This is a genomic window from Amniculibacterium sp. G2-70 (assembly GCF_014353055.1).
GTDB lineage: Bacteria > Bacteroidota > Bacteroidia > Flavobacteriales > Weeksellaceae > Amniculibacterium > Amniculibacterium aquaticum.
Genome location: NZ_CP060698.1, coordinates 791,114 through 816,450 on the forward strand (window position 1 = coordinate 791,114; position 25,337 = coordinate 816,450).

The 25,337-nt window shown below is 39.2% G+C and carries 19 protein-coding genes, 2 tRNA genes and 3 rRNA genes; 7 read left to right on the top strand and 17 right to left on the bottom strand.

The genetic code is table 11. The annotated features are described in order from the left end of the window. Window positions 1–2: 2 nt before the first annotated feature. The 9 genes from H9Q20_RS03605 to H9Q20_RS03640 all read right to left on the bottom strand — a co-directional run bounded on the left by H9Q20_RS03605 (window position 3) and on the right by H9Q20_RS03640 (window position 9,687). The gene (locus H9Q20_RS03605; RefSeq protein ID WP_410369578.1) at window positions 3–902 is read right to left on the bottom strand and encodes an IS3 family transposase; all 900 of its coding nucleotides are present in this window, start codon (window positions 900–902) and stop codon (window positions 3–5) included. Window positions 903–922: 20 nt separating this feature from the next. After that, window positions 923–1,189, bottom strand: a complete 267-nt coding sequence (locus H9Q20_RS13370) for a transposase (protein WP_187477476.1) — start codon at window positions 1,187–1,189, stop codon at window positions 923–925. Between the two features lie 835 nt (window positions 1,190–2,024). Beyond that, window positions 2,025–2,390 (bottom strand): helix-turn-helix domain-containing protein, encoded by a 366-nt coding sequence (locus H9Q20_RS03610; RefSeq protein ID WP_124643129.1) that lies wholly within the window; start codon window positions 2,388–2,390, stop codon window positions 2,025–2,027. A gap of 260 nt (window positions 2,391–2,650) precedes the next feature. Beyond that, window positions 2,651–4,108, bottom strand: coding sequence for a tRNA uridine-5-carboxymethylaminomethyl(34) synthesis GTPase MnmE (gene mnmE / locus H9Q20_RS03615; protein ID WP_187478324.1), 1,458 nt, complete (start codon window positions 4,106–4,108; stop codon window positions 2,651–2,653). A 415-nt stretch (window positions 4,109–4,523) separates the two neighbouring features. Then, a 5S ribosomal RNA gene (rrf, locus tag H9Q20_RS03620) occupies window positions 4,524–4,631 on the bottom strand. Window positions 4,632–4,807: 176 nt separating this feature from the next. Further along, a 23S ribosomal RNA gene (locus H9Q20_RS03625) occupies window positions 4,808–7,566 on the bottom strand. 168 nt (window positions 7,567–7,734) lie between these two features. After that, window positions 7,735–7,808 (bottom strand) — tRNA-Ala (locus H9Q20_RS03630). Window positions 7,809–7,887: 79 nt separating this feature from the next. After that, window positions 7,888–7,961, bottom strand: a tRNA-Ile gene (locus tag H9Q20_RS03635). Window positions 7,962–8,169: 208 nt separating this feature from the next. Then, window positions 8,170–9,687, bottom strand: a 16S ribosomal RNA gene (locus H9Q20_RS03640). Together the 16S, 23S and 5S rRNA genes with 2 tRNA genes alongside form the textbook arrangement of a ribosomal RNA operon. Before the next feature lie 1,093 nt (window positions 9,688–10,780). Here H9Q20_RS03640 and H9Q20_RS03645 point away from each other — a divergent pair. After that, a complete protein-coding gene (locus tag H9Q20_RS03645; protein WP_124643217.1) occupies window positions 10,781–11,614 on the top strand; it encodes a mechanosensitive ion channel family protein in 834 nt (277 codons plus the stop codon). Window positions 11,615–11,665: 51 nt separating this feature from the next. On the opposite strand, the gene sucC is transcribed toward H9Q20_RS03645, so the two are convergent. The 4 genes from sucC to H9Q20_RS03665 all read right to left on the bottom strand — a co-directional run bounded on the left by sucC (window position 11,666) and on the right by H9Q20_RS03665 (window position 15,708). Beyond that, on the bottom strand, window positions 11,666–12,859 hold the full coding sequence (gene sucC / locus H9Q20_RS03650; protein WP_187478325.1) for an ADP-forming succinate--CoA ligase subunit beta: 1,194 nt from the start codon (window positions 12,857–12,859) through the stop codon (window positions 11,666–11,668). A 220-nt stretch (window positions 12,860–13,079) separates the two neighbouring features. Continuing rightward, window positions 13,080–13,934 (bottom strand): DMT family transporter, encoded by an 855-nt coding sequence (locus H9Q20_RS03655; RefSeq protein WP_241154788.1) that lies wholly within the window; start codon window positions 13,932–13,934, stop codon window positions 13,080–13,082. A 51-nt stretch (window positions 13,935–13,985) separates the two neighbouring features. After that, a complete protein-coding gene (locus H9Q20_RS03660) occupies window positions 13,986–14,369 on the bottom strand; it encodes a DUF423 domain-containing protein (RefSeq protein WP_124643221.1) in 384 nt (127 codons plus the stop codon). Window positions 14,370–14,376: 7 nt separating this feature from the next. Beyond that, a complete protein-coding gene (locus H9Q20_RS03665; RefSeq protein ID WP_124643223.1) occupies window positions 14,377–15,708 on the bottom strand; it encodes a hydroxymethylglutaryl-CoA reductase, degradative in 1,332 nt (443 codons plus the stop codon). A gap of 120 nt (window positions 15,709–15,828) precedes the next feature. On the opposite strand from H9Q20_RS03665, the gene H9Q20_RS03670 reads away from it, so the two are divergent. The 4 genes from H9Q20_RS03670 to eco all read left to right on the top strand — a co-directional run bounded on the left by H9Q20_RS03670 (window position 15,829) and on the right by eco (window position 19,754). After that, complete coding sequence (locus tag H9Q20_RS03670) at window positions 15,829–16,395, top strand: helix-turn-helix domain-containing protein (RefSeq protein WP_241154789.1); 567 nt, start codon at window positions 15,829–15,831, stop codon at window positions 16,393–16,395. A 78-nt stretch (window positions 16,396–16,473) separates the two neighbouring features. Then, the gene (locus tag H9Q20_RS03675) at window positions 16,474–18,888 is read left to right on the top strand and encodes a heavy metal translocating P-type ATPase (protein WP_187478326.1); all 2,415 of its coding nucleotides are present in this window, start codon (window positions 16,474–16,476) and stop codon (window positions 18,886–18,888) included. 20 nt (window positions 18,889–18,908) lie between these two features. Beyond that, complete coding sequence (locus H9Q20_RS03680) at window positions 18,909–19,121, top strand: heavy-metal-associated domain-containing protein (protein WP_124643227.1); 213 nt, start codon at window positions 18,909–18,911, stop codon at window positions 19,119–19,121. Window positions 19,122–19,271: 150 nt separating this feature from the next. Beyond that, window positions 19,272–19,754, top strand: a complete 483-nt coding sequence (gene eco, locus H9Q20_RS03685; protein WP_124641476.1) for a serine protease inhibitor ecotin — start codon at window positions 19,272–19,274, stop codon at window positions 19,752–19,754. A 72-nt stretch (window positions 19,755–19,826) separates the two neighbouring features. On the opposite strand, the gene H9Q20_RS03690 is transcribed toward eco, so the two are convergent. From H9Q20_RS03690 to H9Q20_RS03705, 4 genes are all read right to left on the bottom strand, one after another. Further along, window positions 19,827–20,195 carry a putative zinc-binding protein gene (locus H9Q20_RS03690; protein ID WP_187478327.1) on the bottom strand — a complete coding sequence of 123 codons (369 nt, stop codon included), beginning with the start codon at window positions 20,193–20,195 and terminating at the stop codon, window positions 19,827–19,829. A 104-nt stretch (window positions 20,196–20,299) separates the two neighbouring features. Then, entirely contained in the window at window positions 20,300–22,588 is a 2,289-nt protein-coding gene (locus H9Q20_RS03695) for an NADP-dependent malic enzyme (RefSeq protein ID WP_187478328.1), read from the bottom strand. A 72-nt stretch (window positions 22,589–22,660) separates the two neighbouring features. Continuing rightward, window positions 22,661–23,527 carry a BadF/BadG/BcrA/BcrD ATPase family protein gene (locus tag H9Q20_RS03700; protein WP_187478329.1) on the bottom strand — a complete coding sequence of 289 codons (867 nt, stop codon included), beginning with the start codon at window positions 23,525–23,527 and terminating at the stop codon, window positions 22,661–22,663. Window positions 23,528–23,647: 120 nt separating this feature from the next. Beyond that, the gene (locus tag H9Q20_RS03705; protein WP_241154746.1) at window positions 23,648–23,935 is read right to left on the bottom strand and encodes a hypothetical protein; all 288 of its coding nucleotides are present in this window, start codon (window positions 23,933–23,935) and stop codon (window positions 23,648–23,650) included. A gap of 165 nt (window positions 23,936–24,100) precedes the next feature. Here H9Q20_RS03705 and H9Q20_RS03710 point away from each other — a divergent pair, with 165 nt between their 5' ends. Both H9Q20_RS03710 and H9Q20_RS03715 read left to right on the top strand, forming a co-directional pair. Further along, window positions 24,101–24,559 (top strand): GtrA family protein, encoded by a 459-nt coding sequence (locus H9Q20_RS03710; RefSeq protein WP_124641485.1) that lies wholly within the window; start codon window positions 24,101–24,103, stop codon window positions 24,557–24,559. A 39-nt stretch (window positions 24,560–24,598) separates the two neighbouring features. After that, window positions 24,599–25,330: a lysophospholipid acyltransferase family protein gene (locus H9Q20_RS03715; protein WP_124641487.1), complete on the top strand. Its 732-nt coding sequence runs from the start codon at window positions 24,599–24,601 to the stop codon at window positions 25,328–25,330. Window positions 25,331–25,337: the final 7 nt, after the last annotated feature.

Below are 25,337 nucleotides of genomic sequence, written 5' to 3' on the forward strand. Positions count from 1 at the left end.
TCTTAGTAACACTCAAAAGTAGAGATTTTATTTAATATTTCTGTTGTTGGTGTTGAATAATTTTGTTGAAATGTGGGAAAATCTGCTGGATTAGTGTGGCTGATTTTTCCATATTTCAATAAAAAATCCCTCGGTGTGAGATATTGCAATGCACTGTGTGGTCTTTCGTTGTTGTATTTCCACATCCATATTTCTGCGTAATTTCTCATTTGTTTCACGCTTTCAAACAAATATACATCCAAAAACTCTGTTCTAAATGTTCTATTAAACCGCTCAATAAGAGAGTTTTGAGTAGGTTTTCCCGGTTGGATAAAATGCAACTCAATTTCGTGATATTGACACCAAGTTTTTAATTTTTCTGAAATAAATTCCGGTCCGTTATCCACTCGTATTTTGTCCGGTTTCCCTCGCCATTCGATGAGTTCTTCCAGCTTGGTAATTACTTTTGCAGAAGGCAAACTCGTATCAATACTTATTTGTAAAATTTCTCTGTTAAAATCATCTATAATGTTCAAACTTCTCACGCTTTTGCCGTTTTCCAAAGTGTCATGCATGAAATCCATACTCCATGTTACATTTGGATAGATCGGACGCAGAAGCGGCTCTTTCACTCTTGCAGGAAGCCTTTTCTTTCTCTTGCTTCTTAAATTTAGATTCATCGAAGTGTAGATTCTGTAAATCCGTTTATGATTCCACCAAAATCCCATGTTTTTCAAGCGATAACGCATTGTCCAAAATCCCCAAGTATGTTCTTGTATTGCCAACAACCGAAGTTCTTCACGGATGAGATCATCTTGAGAATCAATCCTCTTTTTATAGTACATAACCGAATAACTCAGCCCGAAACAACCGCATGCCTTCCTTATGCTTATCTTGTGGGTTTCTTTGGCATATACTACCATTTCTCGCTTTTCGGAAGGCGTTAAAGCTTTTTTTCTATAACATCTTTTAAAACAGTGTTCTCCAAAGTTAGTTCTGCGACAATTTTTTTATATTGTGACAGCTGTTTCTCAAACTCTTTGAGTTGTGCCAGTTGGTGCGTATCCATACCACCGTATTTACTTTTCCATTTGTAAAAAGTAGGTTGGCTGATACCGTAATCTCGGCAAATCTCGTTTACCGTTTTTCCTTGATTTTGTTCAGATAAGATCTTCACAATCTGAACCTCTGTAAATTTGCTCTGTTTCATATTTCCCAAAGTTAAAAACTATATTTATATTCGTTTCTGTTTTTGGGGAAGACTACAGTGGTAGTCTGCATCGGTTATTCACCTAATTTTTAACAAAAAAAATCCAAACATTTCTGTTCGGATTCTCTTTACTTTATTAAAAACTTCGACTCCCTCAATTGTAAAGTGGTGTAAAGTCCTTCCTTTTATTTTAAAAATACAACTACTGTTTTTAAAAAAGTTCTACATCGTAAATTTTCCTTCATTACAAATTCATCAATTTTGATATTAAAATCAATCTAACATCCATTTCCGTTTGTTCTATAGTATCATTTGATACTATCATCATCGTAAAATTTTGAAAATCAACTACAAAATTCCAAACCTCACAGCAGAAATCTCCTCTTCGGTTTGAAATTTCCTCCTTAATTTTCGTTCCTTTTTGAAATTTTCGGATTTTTCGATTGATTTACTTTGTTTCTCTCTTTATTTATTACTCTTTTAACTGATTTTTCCTCTACTACTACTACTAAAATATCTTACTACTTTTTCTCTACTACTACCACTTAAATATATCCTCTATATAATATCCTCTTATATTATATATATAATATATATACTTATATAATATATTCATATTCAATGGTATATAATTATATAAGCATCAACGAAAAAATTTAACAAAAGGAAATAAGAAACAACTACTATTAAGAAAATAACGCTTAAAACACCATTAACGATTTTAAAGAAGTTACAACAATTTTAATTCGTTTCTCTGTGTAATTCCATTGAAAATTGTTTAAAACTGATTTTTGAATCTATTACATCGGAAATTTTGAATGTTTGAAGAATTATCTCAACTCAAATTATTTAATTCTGATTTCAAAAGAAAATGTTTCTTACCAACACGGATTGTTTTCAATTCTCCGTTTTTAATCAGTTTTCTGATTGTAGATTCAGAGATATTCATCAACAAACAAACTTCTTTTATAGTAAGATATGTTTTCTTCTGAACATCTTCAATAGAAACCACTTTAAGATTTTTGAGTTTTACCTCCGTTTGAAATTCTTCTTTAGATTTTTGTATTCTTTCCTCCTTTACTTTCTTCTTATAATCCTTTTGATTACATCTGTGAGTACAATACTTTGTAGAGAACGTTTTAGCGATGAATTTCTCTTTACAGAAGATACAAATCTTCTCAATCCTAATGTTACTGCTCATTTAATACTTTCCGATTTTCTTTATGTTAATAATCTCTCCCTGTATTTAGCGGTATTTACGTGTATCTACGATTATTTACCGTTTAAATTTCTCTTAGAGTATCCTAAAATTCATTTCTTTTGAGATTAAAAACAACGGAGTATCACATTTAGTAGTATAAAATATGTCAACAAATGTCAGAAAATGTCAATTAACACTTTCTGATTTTCCTTTATTAATGCGGGTTGTATAGTAGAAATATAGTAATTAGAAATCAGCGATTACTTCCCGATACAAAACTTGCTAAAAATATTCCCCAAGACTTCGTCATTGGTAAACTCACCCGAAATTTCACCCAAGGCTTCCAGGGCGTTTCTCAATTCGTACGCCAAAAGCTCGGTGGTGATTTGGCTATATACCGCTTCTTTTACTTGCTGTACCGCTTGCAAAGATTTTCTAAGAGATTCATAATGCCTTTGGTTGGTGATGACCACTTGGTCGCCTTCAGATTTCAAACTTTCTACGAAAGCCGAAAGTTCATCTTTTAAATCTTGAACATTCTGGTTTTCTTTTGCCGAAATCGGGATGAAAATAAATGGAAAATCGATTTCTTTTTCAAAATTTTGCTGAATCTTTTCAAATTGCTTAGCCTCAATCTTAACCTTAGCCTCAACCTTATCCGTTTGAGTAAGGCAAACAATAAGCTTCAGATCTTTTCTCACCAAAGATTTTAACATCTCGTAATCTTCAGAATAATCCGTCTGACTAGCATCGGCCAAATACACCAAAACTTCCGCTTGTTCTACTTTTTCCTTGGCTTTTTGTACCCCAATGGCTTCTATCTCATCCGCAGTTTCTCGTAGCCCGGCAGTATCAATCAAACGGAATGCATGACCTTTGATGTGCAAAACCTCTTCAATGGTATCTCTGGTCGTACCCGCAATATTGCTCACAATGGCGCGTTCTTCTTTCAGTAAAGTATTGAGTAAAGTCGATTTTCCGGCATTGGGTTTCCCGATAATCGCCACAGCAGTACCATTTTTGATCGCATTTCCGTATTGGAAAGAATCAATTAGAGAATTGAGCTTTATTTCAATCTTATCCAACAATTGATTGAGGGCCGATCGATCGGCAAACTCTACATCCTCTTCGGCAAAATCCAATTCCAACTCGATGAGGGAAGTAAAATTCAGTAAATCCGTTCTCAACAAAGAAATTTCCTGAGAAATTCCGCCTTTTAGTTGGTTTAGTGCTACTTTTCTAGATGCCTCGTTATCCGATGCAATCAGGTCGGCGATGGATTCGGCTTGGGAAAGATCAATTCTACCGTTCATAAAAGCACGCATGGTAAACTCCCCTGCTTTTGCCATTCTGCAACCGTTTTTAATCAACACTTCCAAAATCTTTTTAGCAATATGAGGCGACCCGTGAAAAGAAATTTCCACAGAATCTTCGGCCGTAAAAGTCCTCGGTGCACGGAAAACCGCAACCATTACTTCGTCGATGATTTCGGTTGATGGTTGATGGTTGATGGTTGTTAGTTGATGGTTTGTCGGGTTTTCTTCAATTTTATCGACAATATAGCCATAATGCACAGTGTGGGATTTCTCTTGGGTTAAATCCTTGCCCTCAAAAATTTTAGAAACCAACTCAAACGCTTGGTTTCCAGAAACTCTAATCACGCCGATAGCGCCTACTCCGCTGGCCGTAGCCAATGCACAAATGGTATCCTGATTCATAGGGCAAAGATAAAGAAAAGTCTGGATTTTTTTTATGGTTTTAGGAGCATCACAAGTCCGTCACTCTTCACTACACCACCCGCTGTCCGCTGTATCTTTTGTGCCTGGGCTTTCCCAAGGCTTACAAAAGGATGCCGCTCCCATCGGGGCTAGGACAAAGGAACAGAACTCTCCAGTCGGGATGGAGGTTTGGTTTTTAGTTTTTGGTGTTTGGTGTTTGGTGTTTAGTTAATGGAGAATTAGAGATAATTCCAACAATTTTCAATCAAAGCACAAACAAACGGTCATTTTTTCTTCCCCATTCAAATATATTCCAGAAAAAGGATATTATGTAAAAACTTCCATCAACCATCAACCAAAGAGTTATAAGCAAAAAAAATCCCCGACTACTTTCGTAATCGAGGATTTTAATAAAAACTGGCGGCGACCTACTCTCCCGCGTTAGCAGTACCATCGGCGCTAGAGGGCTTAACTTCTGTGTTCGGAATGGGAACAGGTGAGCCCCTCTGCTAAAACCACCCTAAAGGTTGTTTGTACAAAAGGTTGTACAGTATATGTTATTAATTAGAGATTAGTTTGAAGTGGTTAGACATTAGACACAATCTAACTTCTAACATCTCATTTCTAACTTCTAAGTAAAAAATCGATAAAAACAAATCACAAAGAGCAAACCTCTTCACTAAGAGTGCCCAACCATTAGGCTATAAATCTACGGGTAATTAGTACTACTCGGCTATGCTGTTACCAGCTTTACACCTATAGCCTATCAACGTGGTCATCTCCCACGACCCTTAAAAGATGTCTCATCTTGAGGCGAGTTTCGCACTTATATGCTTTCAGTGCTTATCTCTTCCAAACATAGCTACTCTGCGGTGCGCCTGGCGGCACAACAGATACACCAGAGGTTTGTTCAAATCGGTCCTCTCGTACTAGATTCAAGTCCTCGCAAACATCTAACGCCCGCAATAGATAGAGACCGAACTGTCTCACGACGTTCTGAACCCAGCTCGCGTGCCACTTTAATGGGCGAACAGCCCAACCCTTGGGACCTTCTCCAGCCCCAGGATGTGACGAGCCGACATCGAGGTGCCGAACCTCCCCGTCGATGTGAGCTCTTGGGGGAGACTAGCCTGTTATCCCCGGAGTACCTTTTATCCTATGAGCGATGGCCCTTCCATACGGAACCACCGGATCACTATGTCCTGCTTTCGCACCTGATCGACTTGTAGGTCTCACAGTCAAGCACCCTTATGCCATTACACTCTACGCACGGTTACCAAGCGTGCTGAGGGTACCTTTGAAAGCCTCCGTTACTCTTTTGGAGGCGACCACCCCAGTCAAACTACCCACCACGCAATGTCTCCCGCTCAGCGGGATTAGGCTCCAAGTAAGTAAAGGGTGGTATTTCAACGATGACTCCACAAACACTAGCGTGCCTGCTTCAAAGTCTCCCACCTATCCTACACATTACTTACTCAAAGTCAATACGAAGTTATAGTAAAGGTTCACAGGGTCTTTTCGTCCCATTGCGGGTAATCGGCATCTTCACCGATACTACAATTTCACCGAGCTCGTGGCTGAGACAGTGCCCAGATCGTTACACCATTCGTGCAGGTCGGAACTTACCCGACAAGGAATTTCGCTACCTTAGGACCGTTATAGTTACGGCCGCCGTTTACTGGGGCTTCAGTCAATGCCTTCGCTTGCGCTAAGCACCTTCCTTAACCTTCCAGCACCGGGCAGGTGTCAGACCCTATACAGCATCTTTCGATTTAGCAGAGTCCTGTGTTTTTGATAAACAGTCGCCTGGGCCTTTTTACTGCGGCCAGCTTGCGCTGGCGTCTCTTCTCCCGAAGTTACGAGACTATTTTGCCTAGTTCCTTAGCCACGACTCACTCGAGCACCTTAGGATTCTCTCCTCGACTACCTGTGTCGGTTTTGGTACGGGTTGCTTCTCTTCGGCTTTTCTTGGATCTCGTTACACTGCAACAGCTTCGCCCGAAGGCTAGGCCTTGACTATTCCGTCAGTCTCCAGCAGCTACACAAAACCGTCCCCTTTATTCGAGAGCAAGTTAGGGAATATTAACCCTATGTCCATCCACTTCCCCTTTCGGGTGCGCGTTAGGTCCCGACTAACCCTCAGCTGATTAGCATGGCTGAGGAAACCTTAGTCTTTCGGTGAGGGGGTTTCTCGCCCCCTTTATCGTTACTTATGCCTACATTTTCTTTTCTGTCCGCTCCACAATACCTCACGATACTGCTTCGGCGCAAACAGAATGCTCCCCTACCAGATATAATATAAATTATAAATCCATAGCTTCGGTACTATACTTATGCCCGATTATTATCCATGCCGGACCGCTCGACTAGTGAGCTGTTACGCACTCTTTAAATGAATGGCTGCTTCCAAGCCAACATCCTAGCTGTCAATGCAGTCCAACCGCGTTGTTTCAACTTAGTATAGATTTGGGGACCTTAGCTGTTGGTCCGGGTTCTTTCCCTCTCGGACATGGACCTTAGCACCCATGCCCTCACTGCCGACGAACATTTATTAGCATTCGGAGTTTGTCAGGAATTGGTAGGATTTGACTCCCCCGCATCCAATCAGTAGCTCTACCTCTAATAAACTTAACATCGACGCTGCACCTAAATGCATTTCGGGGAGTACGAGCTATCTCCCAGTTTGATTGGCCTTTCACCCCTACCCACAGGTCATCCGAAGACTTTTCAACGTCAACCGGTTCGGTCCTCCACTTTGTGTTACCAAAGCTTCAACCTGCCCATGGGTAGATCACAAGGTTTCGCGTCTAATCCTACTAACTATCCGCCCTATTCAGACTCGCTTTCGCTCCGGCTCCGTAACTTAATTACTTAACCTCGCTAGTAAAATTAACTCGTAGGCTCATTATGCAAAAGGCACGCCGTCACACATATAAATATGAGCTCCGACCGCTTGTAGGCGTACGGTTTCAGGTTCTATTTCACCCTTCTATTCGAAGTGCTTTTCACCTTTCCTTCACAGTACTTGTTCACTATCGGTCTTTCAGGAGTATTTAGCCTTGGAGGATGGTCCCCCCATATTCAGACAGGATTTCACGTGTCCCGCCCTACTCTTTCTTCACTTATGTATACCTTTCGAGTACAGGATTATCACCTTCTACGATTGTTCTTTCCAGAACATTCCTCTAAATATATAAAAGCTTTTGGGCTAATCCGCTTTCGCTCGCCACTACTTACGGAATCTCTTCGATTTCTTTTCCTCCGGGTACTTAGATGTTTCAGTTCTCCGGGTTTGCTCTGCTTACGCAGTAATACATCTTCAATGTATTGGGTTGCCCCATTCGGACATCTCGGGATCAATTCGTGTGTGCCAATCCCCCGAGCTTTTCGCAGCTTACCACGTCCTTCTTCGCCTCTGAAAGCCTAGGCATCCGCCATACGCCCTTAACGATTTCTTTCCTAATTTTATTGGTTACTCGAGCACTCTTGTGCTCGGTTTTCTCTTTGTGATGTCTTTATCGTTAATGTCAATGATCTTTAATTCTTTAGTTGCCAGTGATTCGTTATCGGTTGATAGTGGCTCTCACTATACTTAGTACCAAGTTCTAATCAATACATACTAACTGTGGAGAATAAGGGAGTCGAACCCTTGACCTCCTGCGTGCAAGGCAGGCGCTCTAGCCAGCTGAGCTAATTCCCCCTTATATTGTTGTCGGTCCTTAGTTGTCGGTTGTTGGTTCTACCAGCAACGGATAACCATAAACCATCAACCAAATTAGTAGTCTCGGGCAGGCTCGAACTGCCGACCTCTACATTATCAGTGTAGCGCTCTAACCAGCTGAGCTACGAGACTTCTTTGTTTTTAGTTGTCGGTTGTTAGTTGATAGTTGTCAGCTTTACTAACTTCTAAGGTCTAACTTCTAACTTCTTAAACTAAAATCTCTTCATCCCTTCTACTAATTTCTAGGGGTTATGTTGTGATTCAACCAAAAAAGTAAAAAAACTAAAGCACTTTTTGTAAGTCTACTAAGAATAGTATTTTTTTTGACGTGTTGTCTCTAAAATGAGATGTTCCAGCCGCACCTTCCGGTACGGCTACCTTGTTACGACTTAGCCCTAGTTACTTGTTTTACCCTAGGCAGCTCCTTTTACGGTCACCGACTTCAGGTACCCCAAACTTCCATGGCTTGACGGGCGGTGTGTACAAGGCCCGGGAACGTATTCACCGCGCCATGGCTGATGCGCGATTACTAGCGATTCCAGCTTCATAGAGTCGAGTTGCAGACTCCAATCCGAACTGAGACCGGCTTTCGAGATTCGCATCACTTCGCAGTGTAGCTGCCCTCTGTACCGGCCATTGTATTACGTGTGTGGCCCAAGACGTAAGGGCCGTGATGATTTGACGTCATCCCCACCTTCCTCTCTACTTGCGTAGGCAGTCCCAATAGAGTCCCCAACTGAATGATGGCAACTATTGGCAGGGGTTGCGCTCGTTGCAGGACTTAACCTAACACCTCACGGCACGAGCTGACGACAACCATGCAGCACCTTGAAAATTGTCCGAAGAAGGCTCTATTTCTAAAGCTGTCAATTCCCATTTAAGTCTTGGTAAGGTTCCTCGCGTATCATCGAATTAAACCACATAATCCACCGCTTGTGCGGGCCCCCGTCAATTCCTTTGAGTTTCATTCTTGCGAACGTACTCCCCAGGTGGCTAACTTATCACTTTCGCTTGGTCTCTGAGTCTTAAAAACCCAAAAACGAGTTAGCATCGTTTACAGCGTGGACTACCAGGGTATCTAATCCTGTTCGCTCCCCACGCTTTCGTCCATCAGCGTCAGTTGTATCTTAGTGACCTGCCTTCGCAATTGGTGTTCTAAGTAATATCTATGCATTTCACCGCTACACTACTTATTCCAGCCACTTCAAATACACTCAAGACCTACAGTATCAATGGCAGTTCGACAGTTAAGCTGCCGGCTTTCACCACTGACTTATAAGTCCGCCTACGGACCCTTTAAACCCAATAAATCCGGATAACGCTTGCACCCTCCGTATTACCGCGGCTGCTGGCACGGAGTTAGCCGGTGCTTATTCGTACAGTACCTTCAGCTACCCTCACGAGGGTAGGTTTATCCCTGTACAAAAGAAGTTTACAATCCATAGAACCGTCGTCCTTCACGCGGGATGGCTGGATCAGGCTCTCACCCATTGTCCAATATTCCTCACTGCTGCCTCCCGTAGGAGTCTGGTCCGTGTCTCAGTACCAGTGTGGGGGATCACCCTCTCAGGCCCCCTAAAGATCATCGACTTGGTGAGCCGTTACCTCACCAACTATCTAATCTTGCGCGTGCCCATCTCTATCCACCGGAGTTTTCAATATCAATTGATGCCAATCAATATATTATAGGGTATTAATCTTCCTTTCGAAAGGCTATCCCCTAGATAAAGGCAGGTTGCACACGTGTTACGCACCCGTACGCCGCTCTCAAGATCCCGAAGAATCTCTACCGCTCGGCTTGCATGTGTTAGGCCTCCCGCTAGCGTTCATCCTGAGCCAGGATCAAACTCTCCATTGTATGTTTGTTTCCTTGTTCGACTCACTCAAAGTTTTTGACGCTTTAGTTTTTTTTCCTTACTTTTATTTTGGTTGTATCTTGTATTTCAATGATCTCTCTCTTTTCGCTTCCTCTTATTTCGCTGTCTCAGCGACTTCCGATTTGCGAGTGCAAAAGTAATAAACTTTTTTAACCTGACAAAATAAATTTTGATTTTTTTTCGAACTCTTTTTCGTAAGAACGATTGCTATCTCAATTTATCCCATCTTTACTCCTGCGCCTCTTTTTAGAGACTGCAAAGGTAAAACGATTATTTGTAATGGACAAATTTATTTTCTTATTTTTTTAAGTCAACTTATCTGTCTGTTTTGCTTCTGCGCTCCCTCTCTTTCGGGACTGCAAAAGTAGAAAGATTATGTTAAATAACAAGCGTTTCGCTTATTTTATTTTTAAATCTTTCTTAACTCACTGATTGTGATGGCCTTTTTTTTAGTTTTTGATTTTTAGTGTTTGGTGTTTGGTTGATGGGGATGTAGGATCGCTTTAAATGGTGGGGAATTATTGGTGGGGCTGAATTAACTCCTTCAAGGATGAGGAATCCTTGAAGGAGGGGAAAAGGTTGATGGTGTTTGGTGTTTAGTGTTTGGTTGATGGGGATGTAGGATCGCTTTGAATGGTGGGGAATTATTGGTGGGGCTGAATTAACTCCTTCAAGGATGGTGAATCCTTGAAGGAGGGTGAAGTTGAATATTCGTGAATATGTTGATGTTGATGTTGGTGTTGATATTAGATGAGTGAGGTGATGCTTTATATGATGGAGAAATATTGGCGGTACTGAATAAAATCCTTCAAGGATGGGGAATCCTTGAAGGAGGGTGAAGTTGAATATTCGTTAATTTGTTAATCTAGAATATTAGATGAGTGAGATGTCGCACCCCGACCTGAGTGGAGCTCTTTTTATTTTTTTTTGCTTTTGAAGGCTGCTTGGTTGCAAAAAAAATAAAAAAGCGGGAACGGAGGGCGGAATAGGTGCCCAAATAAAAAAGAGAAAAATTAGAGCTAAATTTTAGCTGTACTTCTACTATATAATTTACTTTTGCTAAAAATGTATTTTATGGAGGACATTGTGTATATGGATTTGGTGTATCGTTCGGCAAAAAATTGGTTGGTAAAGTTGGTTGATTTTGCTCCTGGTTTTATTGTGGGGTTATTGATTTTCGTTATTACTTTTTACTTGAGTCGTTTTTTGAGTCGTTTTTTTGTAAAAATATTTGAAAAAACTTTTCCAAAAGGAAGAAATCAGGACACAATAGTTGCAATGGTAGGTGTTTTTCGGTTTGTAATTATCTTGGCCGGATCGTTTGTATCCCTTGAAGTTATGGGGTTGAATGGTTTTTTCATGAAATTTCTTGGAAGTTTGGGTGTTGCAGGTATTATTGCCGGGGTTGCGTTGAAGGATTTGGTTTCTTCAATTTTCTCGGGGATGTTGGTTGGGATTGACAAATCTTTTAAAGTTGGCGATCAAGTTTCGATAAAAGGGATAACCGGTGTGGTGGAGGAAATTGGTTTCCTAACGACTAAAGTCATAAACGACGAGGGGAAAAAAGTCTATATTCCGAATCAATTGATTTTTGATTCGCCTTTTATTAATATTTCGGCATCGTCACAACGAAAGGTTATTATTGAATTTGAAATTCCGACGAGTGAGAATCTTGAAAAATCGAAAAAGACACTTATGGAAGAGGTGCAAACCATACCTTATAACGACAGTCCTGAAAAATCTGAAGTTTTATTTATAAAACAACAATCGGGAATGTTCATTTTACAAGTTAAATTTTGGATGAAACAAGGGGAAAATTTTGCAAAAGTAAAAAGCGAGACCATTGTTAGGTTAAAATCCAAATTGGATACTGAAGGTATAAAAACCGATACCAACACCAATGCATAAAAAAAGCCATCCGGATTTTGGATGGCTTTTCTATTGTTTGTTTTGACAAAATTATTTCGCCAATAGTTCTTTTACTTTACCTGCAGCTTCTTCTAGAGTAATAGCTGAATGGATTGGAAGACCTGCTTCGTCGATTAGCTTTTTAGCTTCCTCGGCATTTGTACCTTGCAATCTTACGATCAATGGAACTGGGAATTGTCCGATTTCTTTATATGCATCTACAACACCTTGAGCTACTCTGTCGCATCTTACGATACCTCCAAAAATATTGATAAGAATCGCTTTCACATTTGCATCTTTTAGGATGATATCGAAAGCCGTTTTCACTCTTTGTGCATCTGCAGTACCACCAACATCTAGGAAGTTTGCTGGGTTACCGCCAGAAAGTTTGATCATGTCCATGGTAGCCATTGCAAGACCTGCACCGTTTACCATACATGCAACATCACCGTCCAATTTAACAAAGTTAAGACCGGCCTCGCCAGCTTCAACATCCATAGGATCTTCTTCTCTCTTATCTCTAAGTTCGGCAAGATCTTTGTGACGGTACAATGAGTTATCGTCCAAAGTTACTTTAGCATCAACAGCAATAATTTTGTTGTCTGAAGTCTTAAGTACCGGGTTGATTTCGAACAAAGAAGCATCGATACCTACATACGCATTGTAAAGACTTGTGATGAATTTTGTAAATTCTTTGAACGCATTGCCTTCTAGACCTAGGTTAAAAGCAATTTTTCTAGCTTGGAAACCTTGCAATCCCAAAGCAGGATCGATGGTTTCTTTATGAATAAGGTGTGGAGTTACTTCGGCAACATGCTCGATATCCATCCCACCTTCGGTAGAATATACTACTGTATTTTTATTTTGAGCTCTGTCCAAAAGGATAGAAACATAAAATTCTTTAGTTTCAGTTTCACCTGGATAGTACACATCTTCAGCAACAAGAACGGAATTCACCAATTTACCTTCAGCAGAAGTTTGTGGAGTTACCAACATCATTCCGATGATGTTTTGTGCGTTTTCTTTTAATTTATCGATGTTTGGTGAAAACTTCACCCCTCCACCTTTACCACGACCACCTGCGTGAACCTGAGCTTTCACCACCCAGCCTTCGCTACCGGTCATTTCTTTTAATTTTCCTGCAGCTTCTACGGCTTCGTCCGCATTATTGGCAACGAAACCTCTTTGAATTGCAACTCCGTACTTTGATAAAATTTCTTTACTCTGATACTCGTGAAGATTCATACTATTTTAATATTAATTATTACATTTTTAAAGATTGACAAAATTACAAAAAAGTTGGTTAATGATGTTCATAAAATAAATTTATTTCTAAAATTCTAAAAACCAGAACATTTGAAGTAAAATAATATTTCACCTGACCTAAATTCAATAAAAAAATTGGTATAAAAAAAGAAACTGTTTTCAAGTAATTTCATGATGAAAACGAAGGCAATCAGACCAATTATTCTTTCGATTTTGTAAAAGTTATCCCAATCCCCAACAAGATGATTAGTCCACCAATAATTTGCTGAATCGTGATGTTTTCACCGATAAAAAGCATGGCAAAAACAGAAGCAAAAAACACCTGACTGAGCAAACTTAAGGAGACTTTTGTTGCCGACATCCTCTGTGTCGAATAGCTGATCAGCAGCCATGCCAGCAATTGACAAACCAATCCCTGAACCCAAAGTGCAGCCCACGCTTGCCAAGAAAATCCGAAAAAAGCTTCGTCAAAAGCCCAATTAATCGCCAACAATACCAGGGAGCTAACCATCATGCTGTAGGTAACAAATGTTAAAACATTGACTTTTTCCAAGACGGATTTACTGACCAATATATATAATGAATAGAAAATCCCTGAAAGCACACCCAAAAAAAATGCCTGATCCAGGTGGAAATTAGAAACACTCTGAACATTCAAAAATATTAAAACGCCTACAAACGCAACCGTTGCACCCATCCAAAAAGATTTGGAGGGCTTTCGATTAAAAAACATCAACGAGAAAATCCCCACCCAAATTGGCGAAAGGTTGGTAAGCAAAGTGGCTTGTGTTGCAGATGAATTTTGAATGGAAACATTCCACACGGCAATATCCAAAGCAAAAAGAATCCCACAAATCACAATGGGAAGTATCGTTTTCGTATTCTGAATTTTCCATCTTTTAAAATAAATTGCAAAAGGAAACAGGATCGCAAAAGCAATTGCCATGCGATAGAAAGCAGAAATCAATCCGGAACTAAGGTTCATGCGGATGATGACTGGGAAAATGGATATGCATAAAATCCCTACAAAAAGGGAAAGATTGGATCTGGACACCTGAGCGAAATTTAAAAACCCCTGCCTAAATGGCAAGGGCTGATTAGAGTTTTATTTTTTCTTTGCAAAGTTTAAAAGCAGACCTGCCCAAGATAAAATCATCAACAAACCGCCCAATGGGGTTATGGGACCTAAAAATTTCAAACTTACACCCCAAACATCTTGAAAAGACAAAAAGTAAATGCTAAATGAGAAAAAGAAAACACCCAAAAGCATCAATCTTGAAATCCATTTTTCTGCATTGGATTCAAAATTTAAAATAAATCCGATGATGATAAGATACAATGCTGCATACATTTGGTATCGTACTCCGGTTTCAAAACTCTGCAACTTTTCTACCGTTAAAATGGCCTTGAAGGCGTGTGCTCCAAACGCTCCTAAAACAATGGATAGTAAACCCAAAAAAGCACCACTTATTAAAGTTATTTTTTTCATGTTTTTTTTATTTTGATTCTCTCAATTTATTAAATTCTACAATGACTTCGTGGTGGGTTACGGTTTTGTCTTTATAAAAATTCACGAAATAGTGTTTTTCTTCTTCCGTTGCTCCCAGCTGATTCAGAATATTGAACAAATGCATTTTCATATGCCCTTTTTGGATGCCGGTGGTAACCAAAGAACGAAGGGCTGCAAAATTCTGTGCCAATCCGGACACGGCCAAAATACTCATCAGTTCTTGAGCCGAAGGTTTCCCAAGCAAGGCCAAGGAAAACTTTACTAAAGGATGCAAATTGGTCAAACCGCCTACCACTCCAACAGAAATGGGTAAATCGATCCAAAACCTGAAAACATCGTTATCTATAGAACAATGGGTAAGTGAAGAATATTTTCCACTTCTCGAAGCATAGGCATGTGCACACGCTTCCGTCGCTCGAAAATCGTTTCCTGTTGCAATTACCACAGCATCTACCCCATTCATAATTCCTTTGTTATGGGTTGTTGCACGATACGGCTCGATTTCGGCAATGGTTACGGCTTGTTTAAATTTTCTTGCAAATTCTTCATTAGAAATACCGCTGTCGTCTTTTAGTTCGGAAATTGGGCACGAAACCTCAGCTCTTACCAAACAATCTGGGGTAAAATTGGACAAGATATTCATCACGATTTGCAAAGAATCTTTTTCCTCTTGGCTGAAGTCTTCTTCTAGAGCCACTTCCGCCTTCAATGTTTTCCCAAACTGCTCCAGACACGAGTTTATGAAATTAGCACCCATGGAATCTACGGTGTCGAAACTGGCTTTCAGTTGGAAATAATTCTCCATTTCTTCCGTCTTGTCGATCAAGCGAATGTTCAGGATTCCGCCGCCTCTTTTTCTCATGTTGGCCGTAATGCCTTCGGTAGCTTCCATCAACTTGGCCTTCAATTTAAAATTAAAGAAATGCTGCAATTTATGGGATTCCACATTCATGATGAAATGTGTATGACCCAATTTTTTGGTGTTGATGATGGTTGTTTTGAATCCTCCTTTTTCCAACCAAAACTTTGCTGATTTTGATGCCGCTGCCACCACAGAACTCTCTTCAACCGCCATAGGAAGGGCGATCAGTTTACCGTCTATTAAAAAATTTGGTGCAATCCCGTAAGGCATGTAAAAATTGGAAATGGTATTTTCCGAAAACTCTTCATGCAATTTCTGCAACAAGTGATCGTTGTTCCAATATTGTTCTAAAATTTGCTGATAACTACGGTCGTCACTAAGATATTCGGATACTAACCAATCTATTTTCTGTTGTTTTGAGAGTTTAGAAAACCCTTCAATAGGCTGATGATTCATTTTTGAAAATTTGAAGTATCAAATATAAGTAAAAAAGAAGGTTGGGCAACCAAAGAGTCATGATAAGTTCGTCACTATTAAAAATAGCCGTAAATTTGAATTTCTCAAATAAAAAAAATCATGCCCAAAACCCTTTATATTAAAAACATGGTGTGCAATCGCTGTATCATGGTAATCCAGCAAGAATTGGACTTGATGAAAATTCCCTACAAATCTGTGAAATTAGGCGAAGTTGAATTGGAAGCTGAAATGGATGTTAAAATCGAAAAAGCCTTTTCCAAAAAAATAGAATCGTTGGGTTTTGAAATGATCAACGACAAAAAAGGGCAAATAATCGAGAGAATAAAAACGGAAATCATTGCTTGGGTACATCACGACTCAATGGACCTAAAAACGAATCTTTCGGATTATTTGAGCGACACCCTTCAGCAAGACTACTCGTACCTGTCCCATCTTTTCTCGGATATCGAAGGCATCACCATAGAAAAATACAGCATTACACAAAAAATAGAAAGGGTAAAAGAACTCTTGGTTTATGACGAATTGAGCCTGAAAGAAATTGCCAATCTTCTGAATTACTCTAGTACGGCGTACCTTAGCAATCAGTTCAAAAAAATTACAGGGCTTAGTCCCAGCCATTTCAAGACCATTAAAATAAACAAGAGAACCCCTTTGGACAAAGTCTAAATCTTACACAAGAATTACAAAAAATTACAATGCTTTTGCAATAACAAAGCCTCAACTTTGTCATTCAAAATAAAAATCATGACTGCACATAACAACAAGCAACTGTATATCCCTTTGGAAAATGTCAATTCCGAACATTGCGCACTGATTATTGACAAAGGCCTTAGTCAAATTGAAGATGTAAAAAAACACCACATCGAACTGAACAACAAAAGAGCTTTTATAGAATTCAGCCAAAACGAAACCGTTGAAAAAGCCATAGATTCTATAAAAAATTTGGGTTATGGTGTCACGCTCGTCAAGAAAAATTTTCCCGTACTCAACCTTTCTTGTGCATCTTGCGCAGGAAGTTCCGAAACGGCCATTATAAATCTTCGTGGGGTACTTTCGGCTTCGGTTAATTTTGCCAGCACCACCCTTACTGTGGAATATTTCCCAAACGAAACCAATCCATTCGAGATGCAAAAAGCGCTAAGAGCCATCGGTTTCGACATGTTGATTGAAGATGAAAACACCCAACAAGAGCTTTTAGAAGATCTTCAACATAAAAAATATCAAGCCTTAAAAAGAAAAACCATTGGCTCCGTATTGCTGACCCTTCCGGTTTCCATAATCGGAATGTTTTTTATGAACATGCCTTTTGCTAATGAAATTTCGCTAATTCTGACCACACCCGTAGTTTTTTGGTACGGAAAAGATTTTTTTGTGAACACCTGGAAACAAGCCCAACTGAAAATGGCCAACATGGATACCTTGGTGGCTCTAAGTACCGGAATTGCTTATGTTTTCAGTATTTTCAATATGATTTTCGCTCATTTTCTTCATTCCAAAGGAATACATGCGCATGTCTATTTTGAAGCAGCAGCAGTCATCATTTCCTTCATCCTTTTGGGAAGATTGCTGGAAAGCAGAGCCAAAGACAATACAGCAACAGCCCTAAAAAAACTGATGGGACTGCAACCAAAAACCATTAACATCATCGATAATGAAGGCAATGAAAAATCCATCCGGATAGAAAATGTACAGATTGGAAATCGAATATTGGTAAAACCTGGAGAAAAAATAGCTGTGGACGGAACTTTGGTTAGTGGAAATTCTTTCGTGGACGAGTCCATGCTCAGTGGAGAACCCGTACCGGTTTTAAAAGAAACGGACGACAAAGTTTTCGCAGGAACCATTAACCAAAAAGGAAGTTTTGAGTTTTTAGCGGAAAAAATTGGGAGCGAAACTTTACTTTCCCACATCATAAAATCGGTGCAAGACGCACAAGGCAGCAAAGCTCCTGTACAAAAATTGGTCGATAAAATTGCTTCCGTTTTTGTCCCAACCGTCATCAGCATTTCCATTATTACCTTTTTTATTTGGCTGATTTTCGGTGGAGAAAACGCTTGGGTACAGGGCTTGATGGCTGCCGTTACCGTCTTGGTGATCGCCTGTCCCTGTGCTTTGGGATTGGCAACACCAACCGCCATTATGGTTGGGGTAGGCAAAGGTGCTGAAAAAGGTATTCTTATAAAAGATGCTGAAAGCTTGGAGGTTTCCAAAAAAATAAACGCCATCATCTTGGACAAAACCGGAACCATAACCGAAGGAAAACCGGTGGTTAATTCCATTTTTTGGTTAAACAACGACGACACCCACAAAAACATCCTTTACTCCATCGAGAAAAGATCCGAACATCCACTGGCCGAAGCCGTGGTTCAGCATCTGCCCAAAGAAGAAGTTTTGGATTTTACACATTATGAAAGCATCACCGGAAAAGGTGTGGTGGCAGAATATGAAAACCATAAATATTGGGTAGGTAACCTTAAACTGATCCACGAAAACAAAATTTCACTTGCTGAAAACTTAAAAATAAAAGCCGAAGAATGGTTGAATCGCGCACAAACCGTAATTTACTTTGCCGATAACAAGCAGGTTTTGGCCGTTGTTGGCATTTCGGATCAGGTGAAAAAGACTTCGCAACATGCTGTAGCATCACTAAAAAAAATGGGTATAGAAGTTCACATGCTCACTGGAGACAACCCAGCAACAGCCCAACAAATTGCTAAGCAAGTGGGGATCGATCATTTCTTGGCAGAAGTCTTGCCTCAAGACAAAGCCGATTTTGTTAAAAAGCTTCAACAAGAAGGAAAAGTGGTAGCCATGGTGGGCGACGGCATCAACGACAGTACAGCTTTAGCTACCGCCGATGTAGGAATTGCCATGGGCAATGGCAGCGATATCGCTATGGATGTTGCCAAAATGACGATTATCTCTTCTGACCTAAACAAAATCCCGGAGGCGATTGAACTTTCCAAACAAACGGTAAGCACCATAAAACAAAATCTTTTTTGGGCCTTCATCTATAATGTTATCGGCATACCTTTGGCAGCAGGAATTTTATATCCTGTGAATGGTTTCTTACTGAACCCGATGATTGCAGGGGCAGCCATGGCACTGAGCAGCGTAAGTGTGGTAAGCAACAGTCTTAGATTAAAATGGAAAAAATAACAATTTAAAATAAATAAAAAATGGAACAATTTCAATTTAAAACCAACATCAATTGTGGTGGATGCATAGGTTCGGTAAAACCGCATTTGGACAACATCAAAGAAATAAAAGAATGGTCTGTAGATACGGACAATCCTGAAAAAATATTAACGGTAAAAGCTGAAAATATAAATGCAGAAACCATCATAGAAACCGTAAACAAAGCCGGTTTCAAATGTGAAAAGATTGATTAATAAGAATTGCGAAGTCGAAAAGGCTTCGCTTTTTTTATATCGTAAAAGCCCTAAATGCAACCTTGAGCTCGTTTAAAATTTTTGGGATTTTTATTTTGGCAACATTTTTGCAAAACAATTGTTTAAATTAAATATCTAAAATTAATTCCGATGAAAAAATTAGCATTATTTTTAGCCGCTTTTGCATTTGCCACTCCTGCTTTTGCACAAAAAAAAGTTACAAAAGACATACAATCTGAAATTAAAATGTTTCCTAAAGCCAAACCGGGATACAAGCAAGTGTACATCAAAGTTCCTGCGATGAAAAATGAAAACGACTACAAAGTAGAAGTTTTTGCAGGAAAAACCATGTTGGTCGATTGCAACAACCATAGAATGATGGGCGACATTGATGACAAAAACCTTGATGGTTGGGGTTATACCTATTATGAGGTAGAAAGCAACGGACAATCTACAAGCACCATGATGGGATGTCCGGATCAGACAAAAACAAAAAAATTCATCTATATGCAACCGGAATTGTTGAGATACAACAGCAAATTGCCCATCGTAATCTACGCTCCGAAGGATATGGAAGTAAAATATAGAATTTGGAAAGCCGATTCAAAATTCCAAAATTCGAAATCGCTTTAATTCATATTAACTATTTTTCAAAATAAAACCGTTGCACTCCATGTACAACGGTTTTTATTTAACTATATTCACTCAGATTTCAGAGATCATTTTTTCTATTTCTTGAATGAGTTCTTGGGCTTGTTCTGGATCAAAATCTTCGTGTTGAGATTTTTTCACACCTAATTTTGACAAGTCGATATGAATATCCGGTTGGATGTCGTGGTTATTGAGACAAGCTTTGGAGCAGGTTAAAGGACAACCGTCAATCACGATCATTTTTCTTTGAGATTTGGCTGTTTTCACCAACTTTTTCACATTGCCGCCAACTCCTGCAATGCACGACATTTCTGCCACTTGCATTCTATCCAATTTTATAGCAATGAAATTGGCCATTTGTGCCGCACTTGAACACCCTGAACAAGAATACACCAAGGGAAGATCTTGATATTTCGTCTTCATTATACCTTACTTTTTTAACAGGACAAATTTATCCTTTTATATTGAGATAAACGAAATAATACCAAAAAATCCGCCAAATAAGTTTGACGGATTCTATATTAAAATTAACCTTGTTCTCTTCGTTGTGCGTCCAACACGGCAATGGTTGCGAGATTTACAATTTCATCAACGCTTGCACGCATCTGTATTACATGCACCGGTTGTTTCAGTCCCATCAAGATTGGACCAACGACCTGTGCGACCTTCATCCCTCGAATAATTTTATACGAAAGATTGGCGCTTTCTAGGTTTGGAAATATGAAAGTATTGGCGGGTGTATTTCCTAATTTAGAGAAGGAATAATCCTGAAGTTGATCCGGATTCATGGCAAAATCCGGTTGAATTTCGCCATCTACAATCATTTTAGGGAATTTTTCGTGTAAAACTTTTACCGCTTTAGCCATTTTTTTGGAAGTCTCGGAATTGTTGGAGAAGTTTTCATACGACAACATTGCAATTCTCGGTTCTACACCAAAGGTTTTAACGGTTAGCTCAGCCATTTTTGCAATACTCACCAACTCGTCCACATTGGGATTGGGTTGTATGGCGGCATCGGCAAAGAAATATTGTTTTTTATCGCTCAGGATCATCATCATGGCGGCAATTTTATCGACACCGTTGTCTTTTTCTATCACTTCCATAACCGGTTTCAGTACGGTTCTGTAGTTTTTAGAATATCCCACAACCAATGCATCGGTATCGCCATGCTTCAGCATAAGAGGTCCAAAATAATCCCTTTGTCTTACCAATCTTTTTGCGATATACTCGTTCACACCTTTTCGGCTACGAAGCTCCCAAAGGGTTTTACGATACTTTGCTCTACATTCTTTAGACTCGTCGCTGTTGGGGTCAATAATGGGTACATTGATATCGATCCCAAATTCTTCCATTTTTTGTTTGATGAATTTTTCCTCACCCAACAAAATGGGCTTAGCAATTCCTTCTTCCAATAAAATTTGAGCCGCTTTCAGCACATTATATTCTTCGGCATTTCCTAGAGTTACTCTTTTAGGATTGGCTTTTGCACGGTTTTGCATCATTCGGATCAGTTTTTCATCACGACCCATTCTATCCAATAAAGCATTTTCATACGCTGCGAAATCTTCAATGGGTTTTCCGGCTACTCCACTGTCCATAGCTGCTTTTGCCACTGCGATAGATACTCTTGTCAGCAATCTGTTGTCAAAAGGTTTTGGAATAAAATACTCTCGACCGAAAGACAGCTGCTTAAGATTATAGGCCAGGATCACCATTTCCGGAACCGGTTCTTTGGCCAAATCGGCAATTGCACGAACGGCAGCCAACTTCATCTCTTCATTGATGGTGGACGATTGCACATCCAAAGCACCACGGAAAATATAAGGAAAACCAAGTACATTGTTCACCTGGTTAGGAAAATCGCTTCGCCCTGTTGCCATGATCACATCTTTTCTGGTACTGATGGCCAGGTCATAATCAATTTCTGGAGTCGGATTGGCGAGTCCAAAAACAATAGGATTTTCGGACATGGAAAGCAACATTTCAGGACTCATAACATCTCCTTTAGAAAGCCCAACAAAAACATCGGCACCCTTCACGGCATCTTCTAAAGTGTCGATATCTGTATCTACTGCGAAGTCTATTTTTTCAGGAGTAAGGTTGCTTCTTTTTTTATTGATCACCCCTTTGGAGTCGCACATTAAAATATTCTGAGCTTGCAAACCAAGCGCCATATACAGTTTGGTACAAGCAATGGCTGCCGCTCCGGCGCCATTAACCACGACTTTTACTTCTTCAATTTTTTTCCCGGCAAGCTCTAAAGCATTGAGCAATGCAGCAGCAGAAATAATTGCGGTACCGTGTTGATCATCGTGCATCAAAGGAATGTCCAACTCTTCCTTCAGGCGGTTTTCTATGTAAAAAGCTTCAGGAGCTTTGATATCTTCCAAATTAATTCCGCCAAAAGTAGGTGCAATTCCTTTTACGATATCTATAAATTTGTCCGGATCCTTTTCGTTGATTTCGATGTCAAATACATTGATATCAGCAAAAATTTTGAACAACAAACCTTTTCCTTCCATCACAGGTTTTGAAGCTTCGGCACCGATATCGCCCAAACCAAGAACGGCTGTACCGTTAGAAATTACGGCAACCAAATTTCCTTTTCCGGTATATTCGTAGGCCGTTTTAGGATCCTTTTCTATTTCTAAACAAGGGATGGCTACACCAGGCGAATACGCCAATGACAAATCTCTTGCGGTAGAATGAGGTTTGGAAGGTATTACCTCTATTTTCCCTTTGGGTTCCATTTGGTGGTATTCCAAAGCGGCTTTATTAAAATTTTTCTCGTCTCTATTGTTATTATATTCAGGCATAATGATTATTATGGGTTAATGAATTTAGTTAACTGAAATGTTTTTGCTTCAAACAAAAGCGGACAAAGTTAGCTAATCTAAAATATCCGACAAAAGATAATTGACATGATAATTCACCAAACTTTCTATGGGCTTTTTGACAACTGTACCCACTTTTAGGTTGAGATCGGCGGCGGCAGCTCGAATTATATCTTCATAAATGTAGGACACAAAACCTATGAAATTAATTTCGACAATGGAAGCTTCTGGATAGGGAAGTACTTGGTATTCAAAAAAATGTTTCATTTCTTCGAAAACTAAATTTTGAAAATAGGAATGTTCTTTTCTTTCTGAAATAAATTGATTGAACTCTCCTAAATATGCATTGGCTCTAGGATTGTGATACATATTTTTCAGGGCATCTTCTATGGTCAAATGATAGGTGGCAACAAATTCTTGTTCCAGATCGTGAGGAAGTTTTTTCATGAAGAACTTCTTCAGTAAAAGTTTTCCGAAAGCCGATCCGCTTCCTTCATCGCCTATTAAAAATCCAAGTGAAGGCAAATCTCTACGAATGGAGATGCCATCAAAATAACAAGAATTGGATCCTGTGCCCAAAATACAAACAATTGCCGGATGTCCGGTGTAGGCAGCATAAGCCGCAGCCGTCATATCTTCTTTGACCGTAACTTTAGCATTGCTGAAGAATTTCTGAAATTCTTGGTACACCATCGCTGCATTTCTATCGATACCGCAACCCGAACCGTAAAAAAACAAATGCGATATTTTGAATTTTATGTGTTCGATTTCAGGATTTTTTGCCAATTCAACCGAAATAAGTTCCGCTTGAATGATGTTGGGATTGAATCCTGTAGTTGTTGTCCTTTGTACGATTTCTCCTTTACGATCCAAGATTACCCAATCGCACTTTGTAGAGCCACCATCGACTATTGCAATCATATATTACGAGTTTTGATGTGCTAAAATAGGGAAATATTCAGTAAATGTCTTCAAAGAAAGAACCGTTTGTCAAAATTGGTTCAAGAATTAACTGAAAAATTCTGATCACGCACTATAAAACTACTGCTCTTCACCTTGCAACCAATGCTCTATTTGCTCTTCAAGATAATTGGTTTGCAACCGGAAAGAGTCTAAAAAATCATCGGTTACCGAAGTTTTTTCTTCGTTTTCTAGATCCCACAATTCTTCGGACATACATTCGTATTCGGTGTACATCCTTTTAAATTGGTTGTTGTTTTGCTCCAACTCTTGGATTTTTTTTTGCTGAAACTGAAACTTTCTATAGGGTCTGGAGTTTTTCATGTCAAATAAATCGTTAAAATTATTTATTAATAGTAAATTTTTCACACAATTCTTTACTTAATTGTATTATCTTCATACAATTTAGTCTTAATATCAATACATTTCATTTGGATAGTTAAAATTATTAATTATTTCCACATGCCAACTTTTTTTATAAAACTTTAATCAAACTTTAACATTTAATTATAAATTTGCAGTCCTATTCGTTTTATGAAAAAACTATTACTCAGACAGAAACAGGTATTGCTTTTTATCCTTGCTGGAGGGCTAAGCGCTATCATAGAAATAGGAACTTTCAAACTATTCAGCAGCATTATCCCTCAATATTTCCCACAAGAAACCAACCTTTGGGGCATACACTTTCCTTTCAGCAACATACTCTCTACCACATGCGGCATTGTATCGAATTATTTTTTCAGCATTTGGTTTGTGTTTGAAAGGGGCAAGCATTCAAAAAGAAGAGAATTTGTTTATTTCATGGGATTGTCGGCAGCATCTACCCTTTTTAGTTTAGCATTTTTTCAGTTGTTTTTCAGATACATCTTCCACACTTATTTGGATTTGGTATTTTTCACTTTTAGCCAAGAAATGTTGAGTAAAATTGCTGCCATAGTTGTGGTCTCTGTTTTAAACTATTCCTTAAAAAAAAGAATCATTTTCAACGGGTAAATATCAATAAATTTGATATTTTTGAGTTTTTCTTAAAAGATGATTGCAAAAACACTTAACTACCTTTGGAGGATTTGGTTTATTTTATTGGCCTTTGTATTACTCCTCATCTGTTTTGTACCTGTATTTTTACTTTCGTTTAAAAAAAAACATTACCAATACGCCTATTGGTGGATGCGATTGTTCTGCCTGATCCTATTCTACGGGATGGGTTTTCGTTATACTTTTCAATCGTTGACGGAGAAGAAAATAGATCCGAAATTGCAGTATGTGATTATCGCCAATCATACCTCCATCATGGACATCATGCTTACCGTAGTACTTTTCCCACACCATCCCTTGTGTTTTGTTGGTAAAAAAGAATTGGAAAAAATACCTCTGTTTGGGATGATTTACAAAAGAATTTGTGTTTTGGTTGACAGAAGCTCTCCCAGAAGCCGAGCCAGAGTGTACCAACTTTGTTCTGACCGCATGGACGAGGGCGACAGCATTGTGATTTTCCCAGAAGGCGGTGTCCCGGACGATACGACTGTCATCTTGGACAATTTCAAAGACGGGCCGTTTATTTTGGCCCACAAACATAAACATCCTTTGGTCGTTTTGACCTATGTTGGTCTAAAAGAACGATTTCCGTTTGACAACGGTAAGGGAAAACCTGGAAAAATAAAAGTATTTCTAAATGACATCCTTGAGCCCACACCAACAGCTTCTGAACTAAAAAAGGATTCTTTTGATAAAATATTAACAATTTTAAATAAATATTATCAATAAAATAATA

What these genes read in the sequence shown, in the direction of transcription:
- H9Q20_RS03605 (WP_410369578.1), bottom strand. Translation starts at nt 902, where the DNA reads ATGGTAGTATATGCCAAAGAAACCCACAAGATAAGCATAAGGAAGGCA.
- H9Q20_RS13370 (WP_187477476.1), bottom strand. Translation starts at nt 1,189, where the DNA reads ATGAAACAGAGCAAATTTACAGAGGTTCAGATTGTGAAGATCTTATCT.
- H9Q20_RS03610 (WP_124643129.1), bottom strand. Translation starts at nt 2,390, where the DNA reads ATGAGCAGTAACATTAGGATTGAGAAGATTTGTATCTTCTGTAAAGAG.
- mnmE (WP_187478324.1), bottom strand. Translation starts at nt 4,108, where the DNA reads ATGAATCAGGATACCATTTGTGCATTGGCTACGGCCAGCGGAGTAGGC.
- H9Q20_RS03645 (WP_124643217.1), top strand. Translation starts at nt 10,781, where the DNA reads ATGGAGGACATTGTGTATATGGATTTGGTGTATCGTTCGGCAAAAAAT.
- sucC (WP_187478325.1), bottom strand. Translation starts at nt 12,859, where the DNA reads ATGAATCTTCACGAGTATCAGAGTAAAGAAATTTTATCAAAGTACGGA.
- H9Q20_RS03660 (WP_124643221.1), bottom strand. Translation starts at nt 14,369, where the DNA reads ATGAAAAAAATAACTTTAATAAGTGGTGCTTTTTTGGGTTTACTATCC.
- H9Q20_RS03665 (WP_124643223.1), bottom strand. Translation starts at nt 15,708, where the DNA reads ATGAATCATCAGCCTATTGAAGGGTTTTCTAAACTCTCAAAACAACAG.
- H9Q20_RS03670 (WP_241154789.1), top strand. Translation starts at nt 15,829, where the DNA reads ATGCCCAAAACCCTTTATATTAAAAACATGGTGTGCAATCGCTGTATC.
- H9Q20_RS03675 (WP_187478326.1), top strand. Translation starts at nt 16,474, where the DNA reads ATGACTGCACATAACAACAAGCAACTGTATATCCCTTTGGAAAATGTC.
- H9Q20_RS03680 (WP_124643227.1), top strand. Translation starts at nt 18,909, where the DNA reads ATGGAACAATTTCAATTTAAAACCAACATCAATTGTGGTGGATGCATA.
- eco (WP_124641476.1), top strand. Translation starts at nt 19,272, where the DNA reads ATGAAAAAATTAGCATTATTTTTAGCCGCTTTTGCATTTGCCACTCCT.
- H9Q20_RS03690 (WP_187478327.1), bottom strand. Translation starts at nt 20,195, where the DNA reads ATGAAGACGAAATATCAAGATCTTCCCTTGGTGTATTCTTGTTCAGGG.
- H9Q20_RS03695 (WP_187478328.1), bottom strand. Translation starts at nt 22,588, where the DNA reads ATGCCTGAATATAATAACAATAGAGACGAGAAAAATTTTAATAAAGCC.
- H9Q20_RS03700 (WP_187478329.1), bottom strand. Translation starts at nt 23,527, where the DNA reads ATGATTGCAATAGTCGATGGTGGCTCTACAAAGTGCGATTGGGTAATC.
- H9Q20_RS03710 (WP_124641485.1), top strand. Translation starts at nt 24,101, where the DNA reads ATGAAAAAACTATTACTCAGACAGAAACAGGTATTGCTTTTTATCCTT.
- H9Q20_RS03715 (WP_124641487.1), top strand. Translation starts at nt 24,599, where the DNA reads ATGATTGCAAAAACACTTAACTACCTTTGGAGGATTTGGTTTATTTTA.